The sequence below is a fragment of the Kangiella sp. genome, assembly GCF_048265365.1.
In the GTDB taxonomy this organism is placed as follows: Bacteria; Pseudomonadota; Gammaproteobacteria; order Enterobacterales; family Kangiellaceae; genus Kangiella.
The window spans coordinates 47607-67704 of sequence record NZ_JBLXBT010000001.1 but is presented as its reverse complement, the minus strand read 5'-3'; the positions used below and the strand labels follow the sequence as shown (position 1 = coordinate 67704).

The 20098-nt window shown below is 43.8% G+C and carries 19 protein-coding genes; 6 read left to right on the top strand and 13 right to left on the bottom strand.

Translation table 11 applies throughout. The annotated features are described in order from the left end of the window. The first annotated feature begins 110 nt into the window (after positions 1–110). Complete coding sequence (locus tag ACN0VI_RS00345) at positions 111–872, top strand: DedA family protein (RefSeq protein WP_331892423.1); 762 nt, start codon at positions 111–113, stop codon at positions 870–872. A 9-nt stretch (positions 873–881) separates the two neighbouring features. Continuing rightward, the gene (locus ACN0VI_RS00340) at positions 882–1529 is read left to right on the top strand and encodes a LysE family translocator (protein ID WP_331892422.1); all 648 of its coding nucleotides are present in this window, start codon (positions 882–884) and stop codon (positions 1527–1529) included. On the opposite strand, the gene ACN0VI_RS00335 is transcribed toward ACN0VI_RS00340, so the two are convergent. Then, complete coding sequence (locus ACN0VI_RS00335) at positions 1526–2968, bottom strand: ATP-binding protein (protein WP_331892421.1); 1443 nt, start codon at positions 2966–2968, stop codon at positions 1526–1528. The genes ACN0VI_RS00340 and ACN0VI_RS00335 overlap by 4 nt on opposite strands. Beyond that, on the bottom strand, positions 2910–3608 hold the full coding sequence (locus ACN0VI_RS00330; RefSeq protein WP_417445374.1) for a response regulator: 699 nt from the start codon (positions 3606–3608) through the stop codon (positions 2910–2912). The genes ACN0VI_RS00335 and ACN0VI_RS00330 overlap by 59 nt, the downstream gene beginning before the upstream one ends. 235 nt (positions 3609–3843) lie before the next feature. Between ACN0VI_RS00330 and ACN0VI_RS00325 the strand changes: the two genes are divergently transcribed. Both ACN0VI_RS00325 and ACN0VI_RS00320 read left to right on the top strand, forming a co-directional pair. Next, the gene (locus ACN0VI_RS00325) at positions 3844–4326 is read left to right on the top strand and encodes a periplasmic heavy metal sensor (RefSeq protein ID WP_331892419.1); all 483 of its coding nucleotides are present in this window, start codon (positions 3844–3846) and stop codon (positions 4324–4326) included. Positions 4327–4507: 181 nt separating this feature from the next. Further along, the gene (locus ACN0VI_RS00320; RefSeq protein ID WP_331892418.1) at positions 4508–5380 is read left to right on the top strand and encodes a DUF1853 family protein; all 873 of its coding nucleotides are present in this window, start codon (positions 4508–4510) and stop codon (positions 5378–5380) included. 85 nt (positions 5381–5465) lie between these two features. Here ACN0VI_RS00320 and acs read toward each other — a convergent pair whose 3' ends face one another. From acs to sfsA, 9 genes are all read right to left on the bottom strand, one after another. After that, positions 5466–7400: an acetate--CoA ligase gene (acs, locus tag ACN0VI_RS00315; protein WP_417445373.1), complete on the bottom strand. Its 1935-nt coding sequence runs from the start codon at positions 7398–7400 to the stop codon at positions 5466–5468. A gap of 162 nt (positions 7401–7562) precedes the next feature. Then, complete coding sequence (panC, locus tag ACN0VI_RS00310; protein WP_417445372.1) at positions 7563–8408, bottom strand: pantoate--beta-alanine ligase; 846 nt, start codon at positions 8406–8408, stop codon at positions 7563–7565. 15 nt (positions 8409–8423) lie between these two features. Continuing rightward, positions 8424–9218 carry a 3-methyl-2-oxobutanoate hydroxymethyltransferase gene (gene panB, locus ACN0VI_RS00305; protein WP_417445371.1) on the bottom strand — a complete coding sequence of 265 codons (795 nt, stop codon included), beginning with the start codon at positions 9216–9218 and terminating at the stop codon, positions 8424–8426. Between the two features lie 14 nt (positions 9219–9232). Further along, on the bottom strand, positions 9233–9886 hold the full coding sequence (locus ACN0VI_RS00300) for a deoxynucleoside kinase (protein ID WP_417445370.1): 654 nt from the start codon (positions 9884–9886) through the stop codon (positions 9233–9235). Between the two features lie 29 nt (positions 9887–9915). Next, entirely contained in the window at positions 9916–10446 is a 531-nt protein-coding gene (gene folK, locus ACN0VI_RS00295; RefSeq protein WP_417445369.1) for a 2-amino-4-hydroxy-6-hydroxymethyldihydropteridine diphosphokinase, read from the bottom strand. Between the two features lie 12 nt (positions 10447–10458). After that, a complete protein-coding gene (gene pcnB, locus ACN0VI_RS00290; RefSeq protein WP_331890644.1) occupies positions 10459–11829 on the bottom strand; it encodes a polynucleotide adenylyltransferase PcnB in 1371 nt (456 codons plus the stop codon). A gap of 51 nt (positions 11830–11880) precedes the next feature. Then, positions 11881–12756: a tRNA glutamyl-Q(34) synthetase GluQRS gene (gene gluQRS, locus ACN0VI_RS00285; protein WP_331890643.1), complete on the bottom strand. Its 876-nt coding sequence runs from the start codon at positions 12754–12756 to the stop codon at positions 11881–11883. Positions 12757–12818: 62 nt separating this feature from the next. Beyond that, positions 12819–13265: an RNA polymerase-binding protein DksA gene (gene dksA / locus ACN0VI_RS00280; RefSeq protein WP_012800292.1), complete on the bottom strand. Its 447-nt coding sequence runs from the start codon at positions 13263–13265 to the stop codon at positions 12819–12821. 202 nt (positions 13266–13467) lie between these two features. After that, entirely contained in the window at positions 13468–14202 is a 735-nt protein-coding gene (gene sfsA, locus ACN0VI_RS00275; RefSeq protein WP_417445368.1) for a DNA/RNA nuclease SfsA, read from the bottom strand. A 291-nt stretch (positions 14203–14493) separates the two neighbouring features. Here sfsA and ACN0VI_RS00270 point away from each other — a divergent pair, with 291 nt between their 5' ends. Next, a complete protein-coding gene (locus tag ACN0VI_RS00270) occupies positions 14494–15075 on the top strand; it encodes a hypothetical protein (RefSeq protein WP_417445367.1) in 582 nt (193 codons plus the stop codon). 47 nt (positions 15076–15122) lie between these two features. Then, a complete protein-coding gene (locus tag ACN0VI_RS00265; protein WP_417445366.1) occupies positions 15123–16280 on the top strand; it encodes a hypothetical protein in 1158 nt (385 codons plus the stop codon). A 614-nt stretch (positions 16281–16894) separates the two neighbouring features. On the opposite strand, the gene ACN0VI_RS00260 is transcribed toward ACN0VI_RS00265, so the two are convergent. Both ACN0VI_RS00260 and ACN0VI_RS00255 read right to left on the bottom strand, forming a co-directional pair. Then, positions 16895–19558, bottom strand: coding sequence for an EAL domain-containing protein (locus tag ACN0VI_RS00260; RefSeq protein ID WP_417445365.1), 2664 nt, complete (start codon positions 19556–19558; stop codon positions 16895–16897). A 139-nt stretch (positions 19559–19697) separates the two neighbouring features. Continuing rightward, a complete protein-coding gene (locus tag ACN0VI_RS00255; protein ID WP_331890638.1) occupies positions 19698–20015 on the bottom strand; it encodes a Rieske (2Fe-2S) protein in 318 nt (105 codons plus the stop codon). Positions 20016–20098: the final 83 nt, after the last annotated feature.

Here is a 20098-nt window from a genome sequence, read left to right as displayed (position 1 = left end):
GTATTTAATGAAGATAAACGACCAGACAACAACAAGCAAGTCTCAATAGAATAACCCAATAGAAGATTTGTTATCGACTTTTACAGAAACATTCGTCATTATTAGCGCCGATGGAAGCAATTGTTAATGACATTCTTGGTTGGATATCCAATCACCCTCACTTGGCTGGCGCGGCAGTATTTCTAATCGCATTTTTAGAATCTTTAGCCATTGTCGGTTTGGCTATGCCCGGTTGGTTATTGCTGGTGGGAGTGGGTGCTCTTATCGGTGGTGGGACTTTAAATTTTTGGTTGATATCGCTTAGTTGCTTTCTTGGTGCAGCCAGTGGCCAAATAGTCTCTTATTGGTTTGGCTATCATTTTCAGGACAAAGTTCATCACTGGGGCTGGATTCAGCGCCATCAGAAAATGCTACACACGGCAGAAGATTTTTTTCAGCGACATGGTTTCGCGGGCGTTTTAGTTGGCCAGTTCATTGGGCCGATTCGAGCAGTTATTGCGCTGATTGCCGGTGTACTTGACATGCAACCGAAGAAGTTCATCACCGCAATTATTATCGCAACCTTGATTTGGGCACCGGTCTATCTGATGCCTGGTGTTGTGTTAGGGGCTGCGCTTACTTTTGATAAGACACAGGTGTGGGTATTGGTGGGCAGTATCGCACTGATGGCCATTTGTTTGTGGTTATTGGGACGTTTTATTATTGACCACCATCATGCACAAAAACATCACACCACTTTACCCCTCAAGCGACATATCAATAATTTGTTGGCTTTGGGTGCTTTTTTGGCGGTAATCGTTTTCTTAGTTATTTCGAGTTATGGAAGCCTGATGATGCAGTTAGGCTACAAAATCCTGTATATCATTATCTAGTTATAAAGCATGTTAAACGAACTGATTATCAATTATTGGCAAGAGTTTTTATTGATGGCATCGGCCCACGCACTAGCGGTGGCGAGTCCTGGTCCCGACTTTGCGATTGTGATGCGTCAAAGTTTGGTTTTTGGACGTCGTTTTGCGCTTTTAACCAGTATTGGTATCGGTTTAGCAATCTTGGTGCACGTGACTTATGCAGTATTAGGGATCGGCTTACTGATTCGAGATACAGTATGGTTATTTACCACTATAAAGATTGCCGGGGCTGCTTATTTGCTCTATATCGGCTGGCAAGCAATTCGCGTTCAAAAGGCTGAAGTAAAAGAGTTTAAGCCTGTCAGTCGTGACACCATGACCAGCATGAAAGCTTTCCGACAAGGTTTTATTACCAACGTCTTAAATCCAAAAGCAACCCTCTTCTTTTTGTCCCTGTTTACAACGATAGTAAGTGCTGAAACCCCTATGAGGATACAGGCTCTTTATGGGATATGGATGTCGGTAATGACCGGTGTATGGTTTGTGTTCTTATCCTTGATGTTAACGCAACAAAGAGTACGTCAGTTTTTTGCTTCCTTTGGACATTGGATTGACCGAGTACTCGGTGCCTTCCTAATAATATTGGCAATTATGCTACTGTTTTCAACCGTTAACTAAGCTCGGATTTTGGGTAAGTGAAATACCACGCACAAGCCTGAGCCGGATTGGTTATAGGCGGTGATTTTACCACCGTTAGCCTCGATACCTCGTTTGGCAATAGCCAGACCAAGACCGGCTCCTCCTGATGTTCTTTCTCGTGCGTCAGTTGGGCGATAGAAAGCATCAAAGATTTTTTCCAGGTGCTCCTCACTGACGCCATAGCCTGAGTCACATACTTTGACTTCAATACCAAACTGGGTTTCTGAAGTTGATACGGTTACGCAAGTATCATCCGGGGTATGGCGGATTGCGTTACGCAGCACATTCTCAATCGCTCGTGCTAACAGACTGTAGTAGCCATTGAAGGCAATTTCATGATCGCTGCAGTAATCAACGGTTTTATTGTGTGCTTCAGCCTCAAACTTTGCATCTTCAACGATAATGTCCAAAAGGTCATTCAGCATAAAGTTGGCACGCTCTTCGTTGATATGGCCACGTTCAAGAGCGGCCATTTGAAGGAGTTCGCCAATCATCTCATCTAAGCGTTGGACTTCAAGCTCGATGCGATCGATATGACCCTTGGAGTCAGGGCTGGCAGTTTTCTGGGCCAGACTGGCTGCGATTTGCATGCGCGTCAGGGGAGAGCGAAGTTCATGAGAAACATCGCTTAACAGACGTTTTTGAGACTGGATGATACGTTCTATTCGTTCAGCCATTAAATCGAAATCTTCGGCCAGATCAGCAAACTCATCCTGACGTTTACCAAGACTAGGTTGAGCCCGTGCAGTCAGATCGCCGCGCGCAAATGCTTGGGTGGCTTTTTGCAATTGGCTGATAGGACGAGTGAGATACCAGGTTAAGGCAAAGCAAACCAGAGCACTCATCCCTAACGCGATCAGTAGATGCCATATTGAAACTGAATGGTAAAGATAGGAAACGACTGCGGAAAACTGGTGTGGACTTTTTTGTTTTAGAAAAAGCAAATAATAATGACCACGGTTAAAAACAACTTCTGGGCCAGTATAAGCGGTGCTATCGATAATGACTGTGGCAGGTGTGTTTCGATTGCGATAAAAAGAACTGAGGTGATAAAGAACATCAGGAACTTCTTTGCCTGCTATATCTTCTCCGTTTTTATCAATAATAAACGTATTATCAAGTTCCTCGTCAACCTTGTTGAGCATCAGCAGGCTATCGGTCTGATATTTATCAATGACTTTACGCAATTGAGTGTTAATGGCAGCTTGACGTAGTTGCTTGGCTTCTTCGTCTGACGCTGGTACTAACTTACTGTCTTGCGCAGTTAGGCTGTAGAGAAACACTATACTGGTCAGGGTGATGAGGGTCGCTAACCAGAACCAGAGAAAAATCTTCCAGAACAGGCTGGGTCGTATGAGATTACGAATCCAGGGCAACATATTGATAGCCAACGCCACGCACGGTTTTAATTCGCTCATCGCCCTTGGTGTCAGGACCAAGCTTGCGTCTTAAGTTGCTGATGTGCATATCGATACTACGGTCATAAGCTTCTAAGGTTCGTCCGAGGCAGCCTTCTGATAGTTCGTCACGGCTGACTAAAGTGCCGGCATTGCTCATCAATAAATATAAAATATCGAATTCGGTGGCGGTTAATTTAACCACTTCATTGTTTAAAAGCACTTCGCGCGAAGCTGGATTAATATAGACGTCACCCAGGTGCACGGATTGCAGTTTCTTTTGTTTGGTACTGTAAACATTTTCAGTACGGCGAAGAATAGTTCGAATACGCGCGGTTAGCTCTCTGGGATTACAAGGTTTGGCAATGTAATCGTCAGCACCGAGCTCAAGACCGACAATACGATCAATTTCATCGCCACGAGCGGTGAGCATCAAAATGGGTACTTGCGATTCCTTACGCACTGCTTTAAGAACATCAAAGCCATTCAGGTTAGGCAGCATGACATCCAGCACCATCAGATCGAAACTATGATCAAGAATCAGCTTAGCGGCAGTGGCTCCATCATGAGCAAGCGCAACATCAAAGCCTTCCTGAGTGAGGTATTCCTGAAGTAATTGACACAATTCAGTGTCGTCGTCTGCAAGTAATAGTTTTGGCATAGCTTACATAACCATTGGGTGTGAGAAGAAGTTTAGCATGGACCAGCAATTTAAGTGTAAAGATTGGTCAGCACCTTTTACACAAGCTTTACGCGTACAGGCGTTACATGGGTAAACTTTTAATGTTAAAAAGAGTCTATAGTGAGTAATAGAAATTTGCAAAAGCATTCTTTTGTAGCAAACGTTAGCCAAACGAATGGCTTATGAAATTTAACAATCCGAACAGGAGTTCGTTATGTCACTTAATAAAGTAGTATTGTCACTAGCACTAGGCGCATCATTATTTATGTTGAATGTCGGTGTTGAGGCAAAAAACCATGGTGGTATGCATAAAGGTCATTCCGCTGAACACCATCAAATGATGATGGACAAGTTAGGCGTAAATGATGAACAGCGTGCACAAATGGATAAGTTGCATCAGGAGCGTATGGAGGCAGTTGAGGCTCATAAGAAACAAATGCATGAGTTAATGCAGCAACAACATGAACTGATGCAGCAAGATACTTTGGATAAAGCCAAGTTGCAAAGTAACCTGCGTAAACAGGCTGATATCAAAGCAGAGATGATGGCAGGTAAACATCAACATCATCAAAAGGTGAACAAGGTGCTATCTGAAGAACAGCGCGCCAAGATGAAAGAAATGAAAGCTCAGATGTACCAAAAACGCGAACAAATGCATGAGAAAGCTAACCAGCGCAAGCAAGAAGACCGCAGTTAGCATTTACTGATTAAACCTCTCCCCCTTAGTGTTGAGTATTTGAGTAGGTTGATACCCCTCCCTAGTAAATAAGACTCGCTCATCAACGCTAACGTTATTTCAGAGTCTCTCTGAAATGTTGCCACCTTCGGGTGGCTTTTTTTTGCTATCATGAAATGAAAATAAACGACCCGAAAAAATAATGCAGGATAAGCAGCGAATTCATACTGATTTAAAATGGCTCATCGAAAGTCCTGACTTTTTATCTGTTGCTGAAGTGAATGGGCTGCATAAGCTAGAGCTGCTGAATGCAGGCGAACTGCTAGAGAATACGGTGGTAGAAAGTGATGCATTTACCTTCGAGCCGACTCACCGGCTGGGTGTTTATTTTGAGCAGCTTTGGCATCACCTGATACGCTCTAATCCATCGCTTAACCTGCTACGTTCGAATCAGCAGGTGATTATAGAAAAGCAAACTCTGGGTGAATTTGATTCGATTATTCAGCAGCGCTCATCTCAACAAACCTTGCATTGTGAATTGGCAGTTAAGTTTTATTTACAAATTGGCCATGGTCAACGGATGGCGGATTGGGTTGGTCCTAATCTGCGTGATCGGTTTGACCGTAAATTTCTGCGCTTGCTGAATCATCAGTTAGCCTTGGCGTCTAAGCCCGAGGTGCAGCAATGGCTACGAGAGGAGCAACTAACCATTGACCGCGCTGGGCTTTTTACCAGAGGGCGCTTGTTTTACTCGATGGAAAACTATCTGCAGCAAGCATTCGAATACCCTACAGAAGTCGAAGAAAGCCACTTAAAAGGTTTCTGGATGACACATCCCGAATTTGGGGAATATCAAAGCCAGTCAGGCTATGACTGGTACCAGCTGCCTAGAATGTATTGGCTTTCAGAAATCACAGCGCATGACATTGAGAATCTAGGCAAGGTCAGTCAGTTAAGCAACAACCAGTTGGTTAAACTGGTTGCCATGCAAGATGGTAAAGAAATGATGCGCGGCTTTGTAGTGACGGATGAATGGTTAGAGCGAGCCAGGCAAAGAGTCCTGACAGATGAGTAGCTCGAATGCTATTTGTATATAACAAGCCCTGATGAGTCTTAGATCAGGGCTTGTTATTGAGAGCCTCGACAAAAGGGAGCAAGGCTTATTTCAATCGGTTGTCAATCAAATGCTGAACCACTGACGGATCAGCAAGTGTTGAAGTATCACCAATACTGTCTACCTGATTCTCGGCAATTTTACGCAGAATGCGACGCATGATTTTCCCAGAGCGTGTTTTAGGTAAATCAGGTGCCCATTGGATTTTATCGGGCTTGGCGATGGGACCAATTTCTTCGGTAATAATATCAATTAATTGTTTTTTAATATCATCATTATACTCAGCACCCGATTTCAAAATAACAAAGGCATAAATACCCTGACCTTTAATATCATGCGGATAACCGACGACTGCAGACTCTGCAACCTTAGGATGTAAGTTCAGCGCATTTTCAACTTCCGCGGTACCCATGCGGTGCCCTGAAACATTCAGCACATCATCGACACGACCGGTAATCCAGTAGTACCCATCTTCATCTCGGTTAGCGCCATCGCCAGTAAAGTAATAGCCTGAATATTGTGAGAAGTAGGTCTGGAAGAAGCGATCATGGTCGCCATAAACGCTGCGCATCTGGCCCGGCCATGAATCTTTCATCACCAGATAACCACTGGCTTTGCCCTCCAATTCATTGCCGTCCTGATCAAGAATTGCTGGTTGAACACCGAAAAATGGGCGAGTGGCTGAACCGGGTTTCAACGGGGTTGCTCCGGGAAGTGGAGAAATCAAAATACCACCGGTTTCGGTCTGCCACCAGGTATCAACAATCGGGCAACGCTCATTACCAACGACCTTGTAATACCACTCCCAGGCTTCCACATTGATCGGCTCGCCCACGCTACCTAATAAGCGCAATGATTTACGTGAAGTGGAAGTTACCGCATCATCTCCGACGGCCATCAGCGCACGAATTGCGGTTGGAGCTGTGTAGAAGATATTAACCTTGTGCTTATCAATAACCTGCCAGAAGCGTGAAGGGCTTGGATAGCTCGGCACACCTTCGAAAACTAATGTAGTCGCGCCATTGGCTAATGGGCCATAGAATATATAGGAGTGGCCGGTAATCCAGCCCGCATCAGCGGTACACCAGTAAATGTCTCCGTCATGGTAATCGAAGATGAATTTATGGGTCATCGCTACATGTAATAAATAGCCGCCGCTGGTATGCAACACACCTTTGGGTTTTCCAGTTGAACCTGAGGTGTATAAAATAAACAGTGGATCTTCGGCATCCATAGTTTCAACCTGACACTCGGCTTCCATCTCTTTTTTAAGCTCGTTGTAATCAATATCTCTTTCAGCATTCCATTGAATATCAGCCAGGCGATGTTTGACCACAAAAACACTGTGAACATTGGGACAATGCTCAAGGGCTTTATCAGTATTTGCTTTTAAAGGAACGGATTTACCGCCACGAACTCCCGCGTCAGCGGTAATTACTACGCGACAATCGCTGTCTAAAATACGACTCTTAAGAGCCTCCGGTGAGAAACCACCAAAGACCACCGAATGAACTGCTCCAATTCGTGCGCAGGCCAACATGGCAAAACCGACTTCAGGGATCATTGGCATATAAATACAAACTCGGTCGCCTTTTTTAACGCCGCGACTTTTCAGCGCATTAGCCATTTTACAGACCTCATCATGCAGCTCCTGGTAGCTGATGTAACGCTGTTGATCCGGCTCATCACCTTCCCAAATGATTGCCGTATGGTCTGCCTTGTCTTTCAAATGACGATCAATACAGTTGTAGCTGACGTTTAGTTTTCCACCTTCGAACCACTTGATGGATGCAGTTTTATAATCCACATCTTTGACGGTTTTCCAGGGTTCAAACCAGTCAATAAATTCATGTGCCATACGAGACCAGAACTTCTCTGGCTCCTGCACCGATTGTTGGTACATGCGGAAATATTTTTCTTCATCAATGTGTGGGGTATGACTGCTAAATTGTTTTATGGGATAGGTTTTCACTTCAGACATAACTGGCTCCTAATCATTTATCGAACCAGCATAAAACAAAAATTCAAGGTGTTAAAGTATTTGACGGGAATAGTGGTTATCAGTTGCGATTATTGTGAATAACCAACTGATAAATAAGGCCTAAATAGAGGTTAACCTAATGCAAATCAGTGTTGAATTGCTTTAAATATCAATTGTGATGTTATCAATCAGCCGGACCTTATCCATAAACGCTGCAACCAATATGACCAGCTCCTGATCTCCATCCTGAGCCATTTCAAGATTGTCCTGGCGGGCGATATGCACATAGTCTGGTTTGAAGTTGTGCTCTGCTAGACGTTGGCTGGCGGCTTGCTCTAGAGAACGATAATCACGCTCACCATTGGCTATTTGTTGCTTCATCCAGCCCAGCGTCTGGTAGATAAAGGACGCCTGCTGCTTTTGTTCTGTGCTTAAATAACCGTTGCGCGAGCTCATGGCGAGGCCATTGTCTTCGCGCACAATCGGTGCACCGATAATCTCAATATCGAAATTAAGATCACTGGTCATGCGACGAAGAATTGCCAGTTGCTGAAAGTCTTTCTGGCCAAACACAGCGCAATCGGGTTGCACCATATTAAACAGCTTGCTGACTACGGTGGTAACGCCATCAAAATGGCCCGGACGGGAGGCTCCGCAGTGATTGTTACCTAACTCAGCTACCTGAACTTTGGTCAGGTTCGGCCAGTGAGGATAAACTTCTTTGACCTCAGGGGCGAACACAATATCAGCGCCTTCTTGCTCAAGTAGCACCCGATCTTGTTCGAAAGTACGAGGATAAGAATCGAAATCTTCGTTGGGGCCGAACTGAGTGGGGTTAACGAAAATACTGACTACGATAATATCGGCATGTTGTTTAGCGGTTTGTACCAGGCTCAAATGGCCCGTATGCAAATTACCCATGGTCGGCACGAAACCAATACGGTGTCCCATATCACGGTGGGTTTGAATCAGGCGACGCAGGGTTTGAACAGAGTTAACAACGATCATGTATAAGCTTCGCCTTTAGTCGAAAGAGTGCACAGCAGCAGGGAAATTTTTCGCTCTGACTTCGCTGTGATACAACTCAAAAGCTGCCTTAATATCGCCTTTAGCATCTGCCATGAAATTGCGCACGAATTTAGCCTGGAAGGGCGAAATACCGAGCATGTCATGCAGCACTAAAACCTGACCGTCTACATCAACGCCAGCACCAATGCCCATTACCGGAATGGTCAGCGATTCGGTGATTTGTTGGGCCAGACCTTGTGGCACACACTCGAGTACCAACATACGAGCGCCAGCGTCTTCAAGTGCTTTAGCATCAGCTAACATCTGTTTGGCCTGCTTTGAATCACGCCCCTGAACCTTAAAGCCGCCCAGAGCATCTACTGATTGAGGTGTTAAGCCAAGGTGAGCACAGACCGGAATACCGCGTTCGGTCAGGCCAGAAATAGTGTCGTGCAGCCAGTCACCACCCTCTAACTTAACCATGTGAGCGCCAGCCTGCATGATCAAGGCTGCTGTGTGATAGGCCTGCTCAGGCGTGGCATAGCTCATGTAGGGCATATCACCAATCAACAGACAACGTTTGTTACCGCGCGCGACGCAGGCTATGTGATATTCCATATCTTCAATGGTTACCGGCACTGTGGTCTTTTGACCCTGGATCACATTTCCCAGCGAATCACCGATCAGAATGACATCGACACCGGCATCCGAAATAACACCCGCAAAGGTGGCATCGTAGGCTGTAATACAGCTGAATTTCTCGCCTTGTTGTTTCAGTTGTTCGATATCGCTAATGGTCAAGGTTTTCATGGTTCAATCTCGGGTTACACAGGATGAGGATTAAAGTAGTTACGGCCAGTGGTGGTGCTTTTGATTTGGTCAAGCAGCAGATTAAAGTCGGCTTCGTTTTCAACCAGGTCAATACCTGAAGCATTGACAATCAGTAATGGCGACTCATCATAATAATAAAAGAAATCGGTATAAGCTTCGCAAATGGTTTGCAAATATTCTTTAGTGACCGGGCTTTCTGAGGCGCGACCGCGTTTTTTGATGCGATCAAGCAGTACCGGTACAGAAGCCTGTAAATAAATGACCAGATCCGGTTTCGGCGCATCAATGGTCAAGTTCTGATAAACCTGCTCGTATAATCTCAGCTCGTCCTGATCCAGCGTGGAGCGGGCAAACAGGCGATCCTTTTCCATCAAGTAGTCAGCCACACGAACCGGACTGAACATGTCTGATTGACGCACTTCCTGCAACTGACGCACGCGCTGGAACAGGAAGTATAGCTGCGTGGGCAGGGCACCAGACTTAGGATCCTGGTAAAAACGCTCAAGAAATGGGTTTTCTTCCGCCTGTTCCAGAATCAAGTCGCTGCTTAATGCTTCGGACAGTCTGCGAGCCAGTGTGGTTTTACCCACGCCAATCGGGCCTTCAACGGCAATAAAGTTGTGTGGTATGGATAAAGTTACACTCACTCAAATACTCCTGGCTCAGGCATTTCTTCTCAGAGATGCCAATGATGATTCTTGTCATAGTTCAAGGCCACTAAATCATATTGTGGGCAATGGTCCAGTAATTCACTGACTATACTACCATCGGGAAGCGTCATTTCAGGACTTAGTTCAGCCAATGGTTTTAATACAAAGTCCCTGTCTTTAATACCGTAATGGGGCAGGGTTAAACGGTCTGATTGCATGATTGTATGATCGTAGAGCAACAGATCCAAATCTAATGTGCGGGCACCCCAGCGTTCTTCACGAATTCGCCCCTGTTGGTTTTCAATACCTTGTAGCTGGTCGAGTAACTCTAATGGCGTAAAGCCAGTGGCTAGCTTAGCTACGGCATTGATAAAGGGCGGTTGGTCCTGCGGACCCATTGGAGCGCTTTGATAGAGGCTGGAATAACTCAGCAGGTAGCTATTGGGCAGTAGATCGAGCGCCAAAAGGGCTTGCTCAATTTGCTGAATAGGCTGGTGTAAATTGCTGCCAAGACCAATGTATGCAATAGAACGTTCTGTAATAGATTGTCTTGCCATGGGCGTAATGACTTAATGTTTATTTTTATTCGCAGGCTGACGCTTTTGATTACGAGGTTTGCGTCGTCTGCGTTTTTTGCCTGTACCTGTTTTCTGTAACATCTGGCGGCGGTCATTAGCATCGGCTTCCTGAAATTTGGTCCACCAATCGGCCAGCTCTTTCTGGCGTGGATCGGACTGCGAACGTAGCAGCAGGAAGTCGTAAGCGGCGCGGAAGCGTGGATGCTCAAAAACGCTCCAGGCTTTTTTGCCATGATAGGCAGGCAATCGTAGCTGCATGCTCCAGATATCACGGATCACCAGTGCATAACGGCGAGGGATAGAAATATGTTGATTTTGCGCATTGAGCACGCGCGCCATACTTTTGAAAAAGGCATCGTTGAAGTTAGTGCCTTTTTGTTGCAGAGCTTCGGTACTCTCCAGTAAAGGCTGCCATAGCATCACTGCCATTAAAAAGGCTGGATTGACAGTTTGTTCAGTGGCAATTCGAGTATCGGTATTTTCCAGCGCATCAAGCACTAACTGCTCGGTCGCATTTGTTTGTGGCGAGTCATCATGCTTTAGAGCGCGATCAGTTGCTGGGAATAGAGCATGGAACAAGCCATATTCACGTAGCTTCTGGAAGGTCAGTTTAGCGGCGCCAGCCAAAAATAGCTTTCGGTATTCTTCCCATAAGCGAGCCGCTGGAACCTGCTCTAAGAAATGGGAAAGTTCAGCAACTGGCTTAAGCGTATTGTGCTCAATGGTCAGGTTAAGTTTGCAAGCCAGGCGCACCGCGCGCAACATGCGCACCGGATCTTCGCGATAGCGAGTTTCCGGATCACCAATCATGCGCAATTGACGTTTGCGCAGATCCGCCAGGCCATCGCAAAAGTCGTGCACTGAGAAGTCTTTAATATTGTAGTAAAGCGCATTGATGGTGAAATCGCGACGAATGGCATCTTCTTCAATATCGCCGTAGACATTATCGCGCAAGATCATGCCTTCTTTGGCTTGTTGAATATTGTCATCACAATGGGCGCGGAAAGTGGCCACTTCGATAACATCGCGACCAAACAGAATATGCGCTAGCCTGAAGCGGCGGCCAATAATACGGCAGTTGCGGAATAATTCTTTAATCTGCTCGGGAGTTGCGTTAGTCGCAATATCAAAGTCTTTGGGATGTAATCCAAGCAATATATCGCGCACGCCGCCGCCGACCAGGAAAGACTCATAGCCGGCATTACTCAAGCGATATAACACCTTTAAGGCATTGTCGCTGATATCTTTGCGTGAGATCGAATGTTGATCGCGCGAGATGATTTGGGTGTTGGCGCCTGCGCCAGGCGTTTCAGTAGCCGGGGTAGCAAACCAACGTTTTACAGACTTAATTATTGAACTCATAAAGTGTGAATTTGACAGTATGGGGCGATCATAGCACAAGCGCCTATCTAATTAAGCTAAATAAAGAATTTGTTGGTTAGCGGGGATTTGGCTCATTTGAAAGTGCGACAGCGCATAATCGAGTATGACAGCCGGCTTTTCCTGTTGTAATTCGCTGGGAATGGGCTGGCCCAAAAACTCCAGTGCGTGGCATAACATTTTGGAAGCTTGCTGACTGTCAATCGCCGGTGCGTGATTTTGTTTGGATAGTTTATTGCCGTCAGGGTTGATGGCCAGCGGCAAATGGTACCAATCAGGTGCTTTGCCCTTGAGCACTTCATATAAACGTAACTGACGAGGAGTCGAGTCCAGCAGGTCGCACCCGCGCACCACATGATCAATTCCCTGCTCAATATCATCTACGACCACCGCCAATTGATAAGCGATTAAGCCATCTTTGCGTCGGATGGCGAAATCTTCAGCATAGAGAGAGTCTTCGAACTGGCAAGGACCTTGAATCTGGTCAACAAAGCTATAATCGGCCTCGCCATGGCGAAGGCGAATGGCCACTTCACCGTTAAAGCTCAATTTTTTTGCCGCACAGATATTGGGGTAGTACCCGGTTTTGCTGAGTGATTTGATTTTCTTACGGGTGCAATTGCAGGCGTAGACCAGGCCTTGAGATTTTAATTGCTCAATAATCTCCGCATAGTGATCGAGCTGCTGGCTCTGATAACTGACCTCACTATCCCAGTGCAAACCAAATGCTTCCAGTTGGCGCAAAATTAAATCGCTGGCGCCAGTAACCTCACGCGGAGGATCGATATCTTCAATCCGTACTAGCCATTCAGTATGACGAGATTTTGCGATCAGGTAGCTACCGACAGCTGCTATCAGCGAGCCAAAGTGGAGGGGGCCAGAAGGTGAGGGTGCGAAACGTCCTGCCATAGCTTGGAGACAGTTAATGGCTTACAGTAGAAAGGGCAGACTAGAATATCTGCCCATGTCGATTAACTACCGTATTGTTTTTCTTTGATTTCTGCCAGCGTCTTGCAGTCGATGCAAAGCTCAGCAGTAGGACGCGCTTCAAGGCGACGAATACCAATTTCGATACCGCATGATTCGCAGTAACCATATTCATCATCATCGATCTTGTTCAGCGATTGAATAATCTTCTTCAACAATTTACGTTCGCGGTCGCGAGTACGCAATTCAAGAGAAAATTCTTCTTCTTGGGCAGCACGATCAACCGGATCCGGGAAGTTTGCAGCTTCGTCTTGCATATGGTGCACAGTACGATCAACTTCTTCCATCAACTGTTTTTTCCATGCGGCAAGAATATTACGAAAATGCTCATATTGAGCATCATTCATGTACTCTTCGCCTTTCTTCTCTTTATAAGGCTTAAGGCCTAATTTCTCGAGAGTGCTATTTGTTACTGATTGTTTACGTGGCATCTAAGCAACGCTCCATTTAGTATTAAAACCAGACGCCTCACGGCGCGCACTTGGCAAAAAAACAAGCCCATATAAGGCTGGCTTTGAAAAAGTGAAACAGGGATATTATCCCTATGACTGACAATTGAAAAGCCTATTCTTCGTAAAATGGTATAAAAAAGTGCAAAAAATAGGCTCTTTTGCCTTGATTGACTGTCTAACCCTATGAAAAATCAGGGATAATTACAGGCAATTCTTTGCTTAAATAAATTTCAGCTGAGCTGATATGGGTGTTATAGGCAATGATTTCAACCCCAGCCTTTGCTGCCTGATCTAATAACTTAGCATATTGCGGATCAATATGCGCAGCCGGGCTGACCGATTTTATACCTGTATGCTGGACCAAAAAGAAAAGCACCGCACAATGGCCCTGTTCGATCATAGCCATCAGTTCACGAAGATGTTTCTGTCCGCGAGTACTGACTGCATCGGGAAAGAAACCGGCACCAGCTTTAAATTCTTCACCCTGTTCGAGCAAGGTCACCGTTTTGATTTCAACATAGCAGTCAGGCTTATCAGCAGCCTCAAGTAATAGGTCAATGCGACTGTTCTCATCGCCATATTTCACTTCCTGTCTGACAGAGTCATAGCCTTTAAGTTGCTTGATTTTGTTTTCGGAAATACCTTCCATCACAATTTGATTGGCAAGGTGAGTGTTAATACAAATCAAATCGCCAGTGGCAGTTTCATCCAAAACCCATGTGTATTGATATTTTCGCTTTGGGTTGTCAGAGTCCAGTAACCACACAGTATCGCCTTCCTGCCAACAGTTTTTCATTGAGCCAGTATTAGGACAGTGTGCCGTAAAATCACCATGCTTGGTGTTATGAACATCGGCCAGAAATCGTTTATATCGTTTCTTAAGAGTGGCTTTTTCGAGCGGAGGTATAAAGCGCATACGAATCCAAGAGAATATTATTGATAAAATTATTTAATGAATCTATGTGAAAAAAATAGTAATGGCAAGAGTGATAAAGGTTTGTTTTGAGATTGCTAATTATAAAGGGAAAGTACGGCTGTAATTAACTGCGTTTAATGCAAATCTGAATCGATACAAAATAACATAAAAAGATACTACTCGCCTATTTCTAAATATTGTAACTTCTTCGTCTGTTGAAGCGCTTTAACAATTTTGTATAATTAAACTTTGACATGGAAACATGGAGATATATAAAACATAGGAGATTTTATGAACAAAAAAATAATGATAGGTGTAATTACTTTTATAGCCATGATGGGTTTAGCCGGCTGTAAAATAACTCACAAAACAAAAGATGGGGATGAAACTACTGTTGAATGGAAAGCTGGTCAATCCAAAACTTTTTCTACGGTAATAGAGTTCGATTTGGATGGTAGTGAAGATCCATACTCGTATGATGTATCAAGAGTTTCATTCCCTATTAGCTTTAGCAATGCCCAATTAACGGGAGCATCATCATTAAAAATAAGTGTGTATAACCACAGTGGTCAACGCTTGGATAGTCGATACTTTTCGTCAAGCTTGAATAATGGTGTAGTAATATTTGATAGCCCAGCATTAGTAAATAGCTGGCTTTCTTCTAAAGTATCAAATTCGAATATCGTTAGATATGATGTTGAGCTAGGGGTTGGGTATAAAGTGTCTAATAATGTTGGTAGTACAGCGGTTATTACAGCTGAAGTAAAGTATGATAATAGTAGTTATGGAGGAAGAACAGATGCTGGTGTTATCATGCCTTCTTTGGGGCCAACCTGTAATCCAGATACAGGGATTTGCTATCAAGTACCATAATTAAAAGAAGGAGCTAGAGCGAGCTTGCTCGCTCTATTTTGCTATTGATGAGAATATATTTATATATTTTAATTTTTACAACTGTATCTTCATGCGTAACTCATACCTTTTCGCCAAAATCAATTACTAGCAAACGCTATCTTGGGAAGAGCAATATAGAGATTAGGGTCGAAAAACCTCGTGAAGAGGAGAGTTACATTGTTCTAAAGAAGAGGCACTTTTCAACAGTTGCAAAAAGTAATTATAGTAAAGAGATTGAGGAGATTGCGGATAAATTTGAGGAAGGGGTTGATATTTGTCAAAAGATTACAGGACTGGAGTTTAAAGCAAATCCAATACTTCGCTTGTTTGTTTATGATGAAGAACATGCAAATACTAACTTAACACTAACAGCAAAAGGGAATAGTCTACAATTATTAGTGCCAAGTATTTTAATAAAGAGTTTAAAGGGAGAGCCTAGACTATATTTCCCTGATTTTGGGGAGGCACTAGGTGTTGAGTTGCACGAGTGGGTAGAGGCCGAGCTAATAGTGCAAAATTTATCAGCAGATGAAAAAGAGGCTTATTTTTGGATTTCTACCAACAAAACTCGTTGGTTTCGCGAAGGCGTGGCTGAATACTGTGCTCATCTGCTCCAGGAAGAAGTGCTTAATCGAACATCAAGACAGATGTATACAGCACGACTATTGGACTTCTTTATCAAAAATGAGAACCTTCTGAGTTGGCCTTCATCAAGTGAGGAGGACTTGTATGACCTTTCATTTATATTAGTAAAGAAGATTGCAGAGCAAGGGGTATTATCGGAAATTTTAGAGCGTTTAAGAAATAAAAAATCTGTTACAAGTGATGAATTGTTGCAGGCGATAGATTTAACTGGATTTGACTTAAATCGTGCGTTAAATATCGCGAGATATAAGTATATAGATGGGAAGTACGCCTATAAAAAGATTGATGTTGGATCCTACAGGGAAATAATATTTAGTTGTATGAATATAGAGAGTTGTTCAAATTTAAAAGGAGTTCTAAAAAGCATAAATGGCAAGTCGTTTTCAACTATTTATGAATATGAACTGTATATGCAATCACTGGATCCCAGTGCTCTTGTCGCTGTTGACATAATTGACGGTGGAAATCAGCACCAGCTTTTAATGAAAATAAATGTAGCGAAATCGAAATCTGAGATTCCAGAGAGACTCTTAAATTAAAAGGGTATGATTAGTAGCTAAAACTATAATGCTTGATTTTATACGAAAATATTGTGATTTTAACATGCAATTAAGAGGTTTAGGTGTTTATGAAGAACAAAGACTTAATTGTTATAATGTGAAAAAGCTAGCACCGTAATAATTATGGAAGTATTTGTGTCAAAACACCCTTATGGCTTGAGTTAAGTGGCGGTTTAATTTTATAGTGGTTTTATTGCTTAGCTACAAGTTGTTGTCTGAGGCATTAGATATGCAACAGTCCTTATTGTTAACTGGTGGTATATTAATTCTAATTGTATTCGTTTTCCTGAATAGACCATAGATTAGGGGGCCAATATTGGTAAAGTTAAAAGAAAGTTATAAGAGAGCGCAGTTAAGATCGAGACTGTTAATGATGAATCAACAGTTTAAAGATAAATACTGATTGTGAGAAGAGCAAGGTATCAAGAAAAGAATTCTCAGATTATATTTGTAATTGCTTATGTATTAAGGAACTTCTCTGACCTGCCGACATCGAGGTAGGTTGCAACAATTATTGCCCTAGCATCGTTTTATATGTTATTGACAAAAGAGTTAGAAAACTCAGAAAAGCCAACCAGTAGTATTGTATTAGGCTAACGAATTTGCACCCATTCTATCAGCTCTTTAATCGGGATGGGGCGACAGAATAAATAGCCTTGCATAAAGTCGCATTTGTGTTCGCGCAAGTATTGATATTCTTCGTCTGTTTCAACGCCTTCGGCGACCACTTCAATATTCATTTCTGAGGTCATGCCTAAAATACCGCGTGTAATCGCAGCGTTATGAGCATTTTGATGAATGTTGCCGGTAAAGGAGCGATCAATCTTAAGCTTATTAACGGGCAGCATATTGAGATAACGCAAACTGGCAAAGCCGCTGCCGAAGTCATCAATAGCTACATCCATTCCTAGGTGACGTAATTCATTCAGTAGTTCCGTGATATGGTCGGTATCATGCACTAAAACATTTTCAGTGATTTCAACGGTGATCTCACCAGGCTGGATGTTATGGACTTTAAGTGTTTCGGCAATCTTGGCAACAAAATCTTCTCGGTAAAATTGAATCGGTGAAAAGTTCACCGACACCGAGTTGATGCCGTACCGCTTGAGTTCATGGATGTCGGTGCAGGCCTGGTTTAGGACCCATTCGCTGATTGGGATAATTTGGCCGGTTCTTTCAGCAACCGGAATAAACTCGGCCGGAGATATATAACCTTTGGTTGGGTGTTTCCAACGGATCAGCGCTTCCACCCCACCGATTTGATTATCATAGCTCATGATCGGTTGGTAGAAGAGCTCAAATTGATTATGCAGAATCGCGTCTTGCATCTGGGCTCGAACGGCTACCTGCTGGTCAACATTGGTATTGAGATCAGCACTGTACCAGTAGATATAACTACCACCGCGTTTTTTTGCTTCATACATGGCAATATCAGCGCGCTGAATGAGCTCCATCGGATGCAGAAATTCTTGCTCACTGCTAGCGACGCCAATCGCAGCAGAAAGCGACACTTCAATATCATCGACTTTATAGGATTCAGCAACTCGGTCGAGTAATCTGCGTGCAAGGACTTCAACTTGTTTATGATCGGGAAGATCTTGAATGACGGCAACAAATTCATCACCACCAAAACGTGCCAATAAGTTGGGCTCAACAATTTCATCGTTAAGGCGCTGCGCAGTTTCGACTAGAACCTGGTCACCAAACTCATGCCCCAGACTATCATTAATTGGCTTAAAGCCGTCCAGGTCAATGAACAGGATATAGGCAGTGTTCGTTTGAGCTTTTCCTTTAAGTAAGTTGCTTAAATAGCGTTCAAGAGCTGCACGGTTTTTAAGGTGGGTTAAAGGATCATGTGACGCGTGGAATTCGAGTGTTTCCTGACGTTGAATGCGATCACTTATGTCATTCTGGAAACCTATAAAGTGCGTTACTTGACCTCCGGAGTCTTTTACAGGAGAAATGAGTAACTCATTCCAAAATGGCGTGCCATCTTTTTTATAATTTTTGATGATGGTGGAGATTTCTTTTTTCTGCTTTACTGCTTCCCTAATCTCTCTGCGAGTGTTTTGATCGGTTTCAGGACCTTGTAATAGGCGACAATTCTTGCCGAGTATTTCTTCCTGGCTATAACCGGTAATTTTTTCAAAAGCTGGGTTGATGTAAATCGCAGGAAAGTCAACGGCTCTAGCGTCACTGATTAAAACGCCGTGCGTGCTCGACTCAACACTTCGTTCTAATATATTAAGGCGTTCTTCATTCTGCCTTTTACGGGTCCAGTCAAGAGCTATCCCATGAACCCCTGTGACCTCGCCGTCAACGATAATCGGCATCTTGGTAATGTAAAGTTGGAGCCGTTTACCTGAGTTGTCATAAACATTAATTTCATACCGTTGCGGTATGCCACGGCTGGCTGCTTCGAAATGTTCCTGCGATCTTGCACGATCTGCTTTGGCCATTGCCGTACTAAAGTGCTTACCGATAACTTGGCGTTCGTTAAGCTTTAATAATTCGCACCCAGCTTTATTGATACTGGTGAAGTTACCTTCCAAATCCAGCGTGTAAACCGCTTCCGGATTATGGATGAATAAGGAACGGTTTTGCTGTTCAAAACGCTCACGTTTGATGCGATGCTGGTGTTGTTCAATGATCAGGGCGGCTAAATCTCGACTGCGTAAAATCAGCTCAAGTTCGGCATCACTCGGTTCCCGAACTTTTCTGAAATAGACCGCGAAAGTACCTGCCGGATTTTGGCTTTCACTGGTGAAGATAGGGTGTGACCAGCAGGCACGAAGATCATAACCATGAATCAGGTCATGAAATTGATCGAAACGGGAATCCTCCAGCATATCGGCAACGATAACTGCTTTGCCGGTAGCAGCCGCAGTCCCACATCCTCCCACGCCATCGACAATGGGCAAGTTTTTCAGTGCAAGTAGGAAGCTTTGAGGAAGTTGCGGTGATGCAATAGGGACTAACGACTCATACTTGTCATCGGCCAACATAACTGAGCATAGGGCGTCATCAATCTGACTTTCAATCAGTGAGCAAACATCGTCAAGTTTGTCTTCGAGAGATTTGAATTTAACAACAGAATTTAAAGTTCTGTATTGAGCGGTGAGTTGGTTTTTTGTAACAACAGCATCATCGCTGGCTTTGCGCCAAGCATAAATGGCAATGATAAGACCTGAGGCTAACATTAAAATCAGAATTAAGGGTAGCCATGTCGATGAGAATGCTAAAGTTACAAAATACATGTATAAAGCTCTCCCTAAGGCTTCATAATTGTGAAGTGCCTCACGAAAAACAGTATTAAGAATATTAGTTTGAATTGCAACAGGAGATTAGTTTTTTTACTTGATGAGCCTTGAGGATGTCGCCTAACTCACAGTATGACTAGCCTGCGAGGTATACTTTACCGTTTTCAACTTCAAGAGAAACTTCGCTCAGATGCGCTCCTGCGCAGGGGCCAGCAACACATTTACCGGTCTCTGGCTCAAACAAGGCACCGTGGGTAAAGCACATTAAAAATTGTTCGTCATCAGTCATAAACTGATCATCTTGCCAGTTTAAATCGGTACCGGCATGGGGGCAGCGATTGACATAGCCATATACATTCAATCCACGACGGACCACGATCAGATCGCGATCCTTATAAGGAAAAGCTTTGGCCTGGCCATCTTGGATATCGGTAACTAAGCAAATGTGTGACATATCAATATTACTCGAAGTGTTATATTAAAATCGGGGTCAAAAGTGTCTAAACAATGTTAGAATGGAATTGATTCTAACAGTAT

Bases quoted from the DNA above. Each gene is read 5' to 3' on its own strand.
- ACN0VI_RS00260 (WP_417445365.1), bottom strand. From the start codon at position 19,558: ATGTATTTTGTAACTTTAGCATTCTCATCGACATGGCTACCCTTAATT.
- panB (WP_417445371.1), bottom strand. From the start codon at position 9,218: ATGAAAACCTTGACCATTAGCGATATCGAACAACTGAAACAACAAGGC.
- ACN0VI_RS00345 (WP_331892423.1), top strand. From the start codon at position 111: ATGGAAGCAATTGTTAATGACATTCTTGGTTGGATATCCAATCACCCT.
- ACN0VI_RS00340 (WP_331892422.1), top strand. From the start codon at position 882: ATGTTAAACGAACTGATTATCAATTATTGGCAAGAGTTTTTATTGATG.
- ACN0VI_RS00320 (WP_331892418.1), top strand. From the start codon at position 4,508: ATGCAGGATAAGCAGCGAATTCATACTGATTTAAAATGGCTCATCGAA.
- ACN0VI_RS00270 (WP_417445367.1), top strand. From the start codon at position 14,494: ATGAACAAAAAAATAATGATAGGTGTAATTACTTTTATAGCCATGATG.
- folK (WP_417445369.1), bottom strand. From the start codon at position 10,446: ATGGCAAGACAATCTATTACAGAACGTTCTATTGCATACATTGGTCTT.
- gluQRS (WP_331890643.1), bottom strand. From the start codon at position 12,756: ATGGCAGGACGTTTCGCACCCTCACCTTCTGGCCCCCTCCACTTTGGC.
- ACN0VI_RS00325 (WP_331892419.1), top strand. From the start codon at position 3,844: ATGTCACTTAATAAAGTAGTATTGTCACTAGCACTAGGCGCATCATTA.
- sfsA (WP_417445368.1), bottom strand. From the start codon at position 14,202: ATGCGCTTTATACCTCCGCTCGAAAAAGCCACTCTTAAGAAACGATAT.
- ACN0VI_RS00335 (WP_331892421.1), bottom strand. From the start codon at position 2,968: ATGAGCGAATTAAAACCGTGCGTGGCGTTGGCTATCAATATGTTGCCC.
- panC (WP_417445372.1), bottom strand. From the start codon at position 8,408: ATGATCGTTGTTAACTCTGTTCAAACCCTGCGTCGCCTGATTCAAACC.
- ACN0VI_RS00330 (WP_417445374.1), bottom strand. From the start codon at position 3,608: ATGCCAAAACTATTACTTGCAGACGACGACACTGAATTGTGTCAATTA.
- pcnB (WP_331890644.1), bottom strand. From the start codon at position 11,829: ATGAGTTCAATAATTAAGTCTGTAAAACGTTGGTTTGCTACCCCGGCT.
- dksA (WP_012800292.1), bottom strand. From the start codon at position 13,265: ATGCCACGTAAACAATCAGTAACAAATAGCACTCTCGAGAAATTAGGC.
- ACN0VI_RS00265 (WP_417445366.1), top strand. From the start codon at position 15,123: ATGAGAATATATTTATATATTTTAATTTTTACAACTGTATCTTCATGC.
- acs (WP_417445373.1), bottom strand. From the start codon at position 7,400: ATGTCTGAAGTGAAAACCTATCCCATAAAACAATTTAGCAGTCATACC.
- ACN0VI_RS00255 (WP_331890638.1), bottom strand. From the start codon at position 20,015: ATGTCACACATTTGCTTAGTTACCGATATCCAAGATGGCCAGGCCAAA.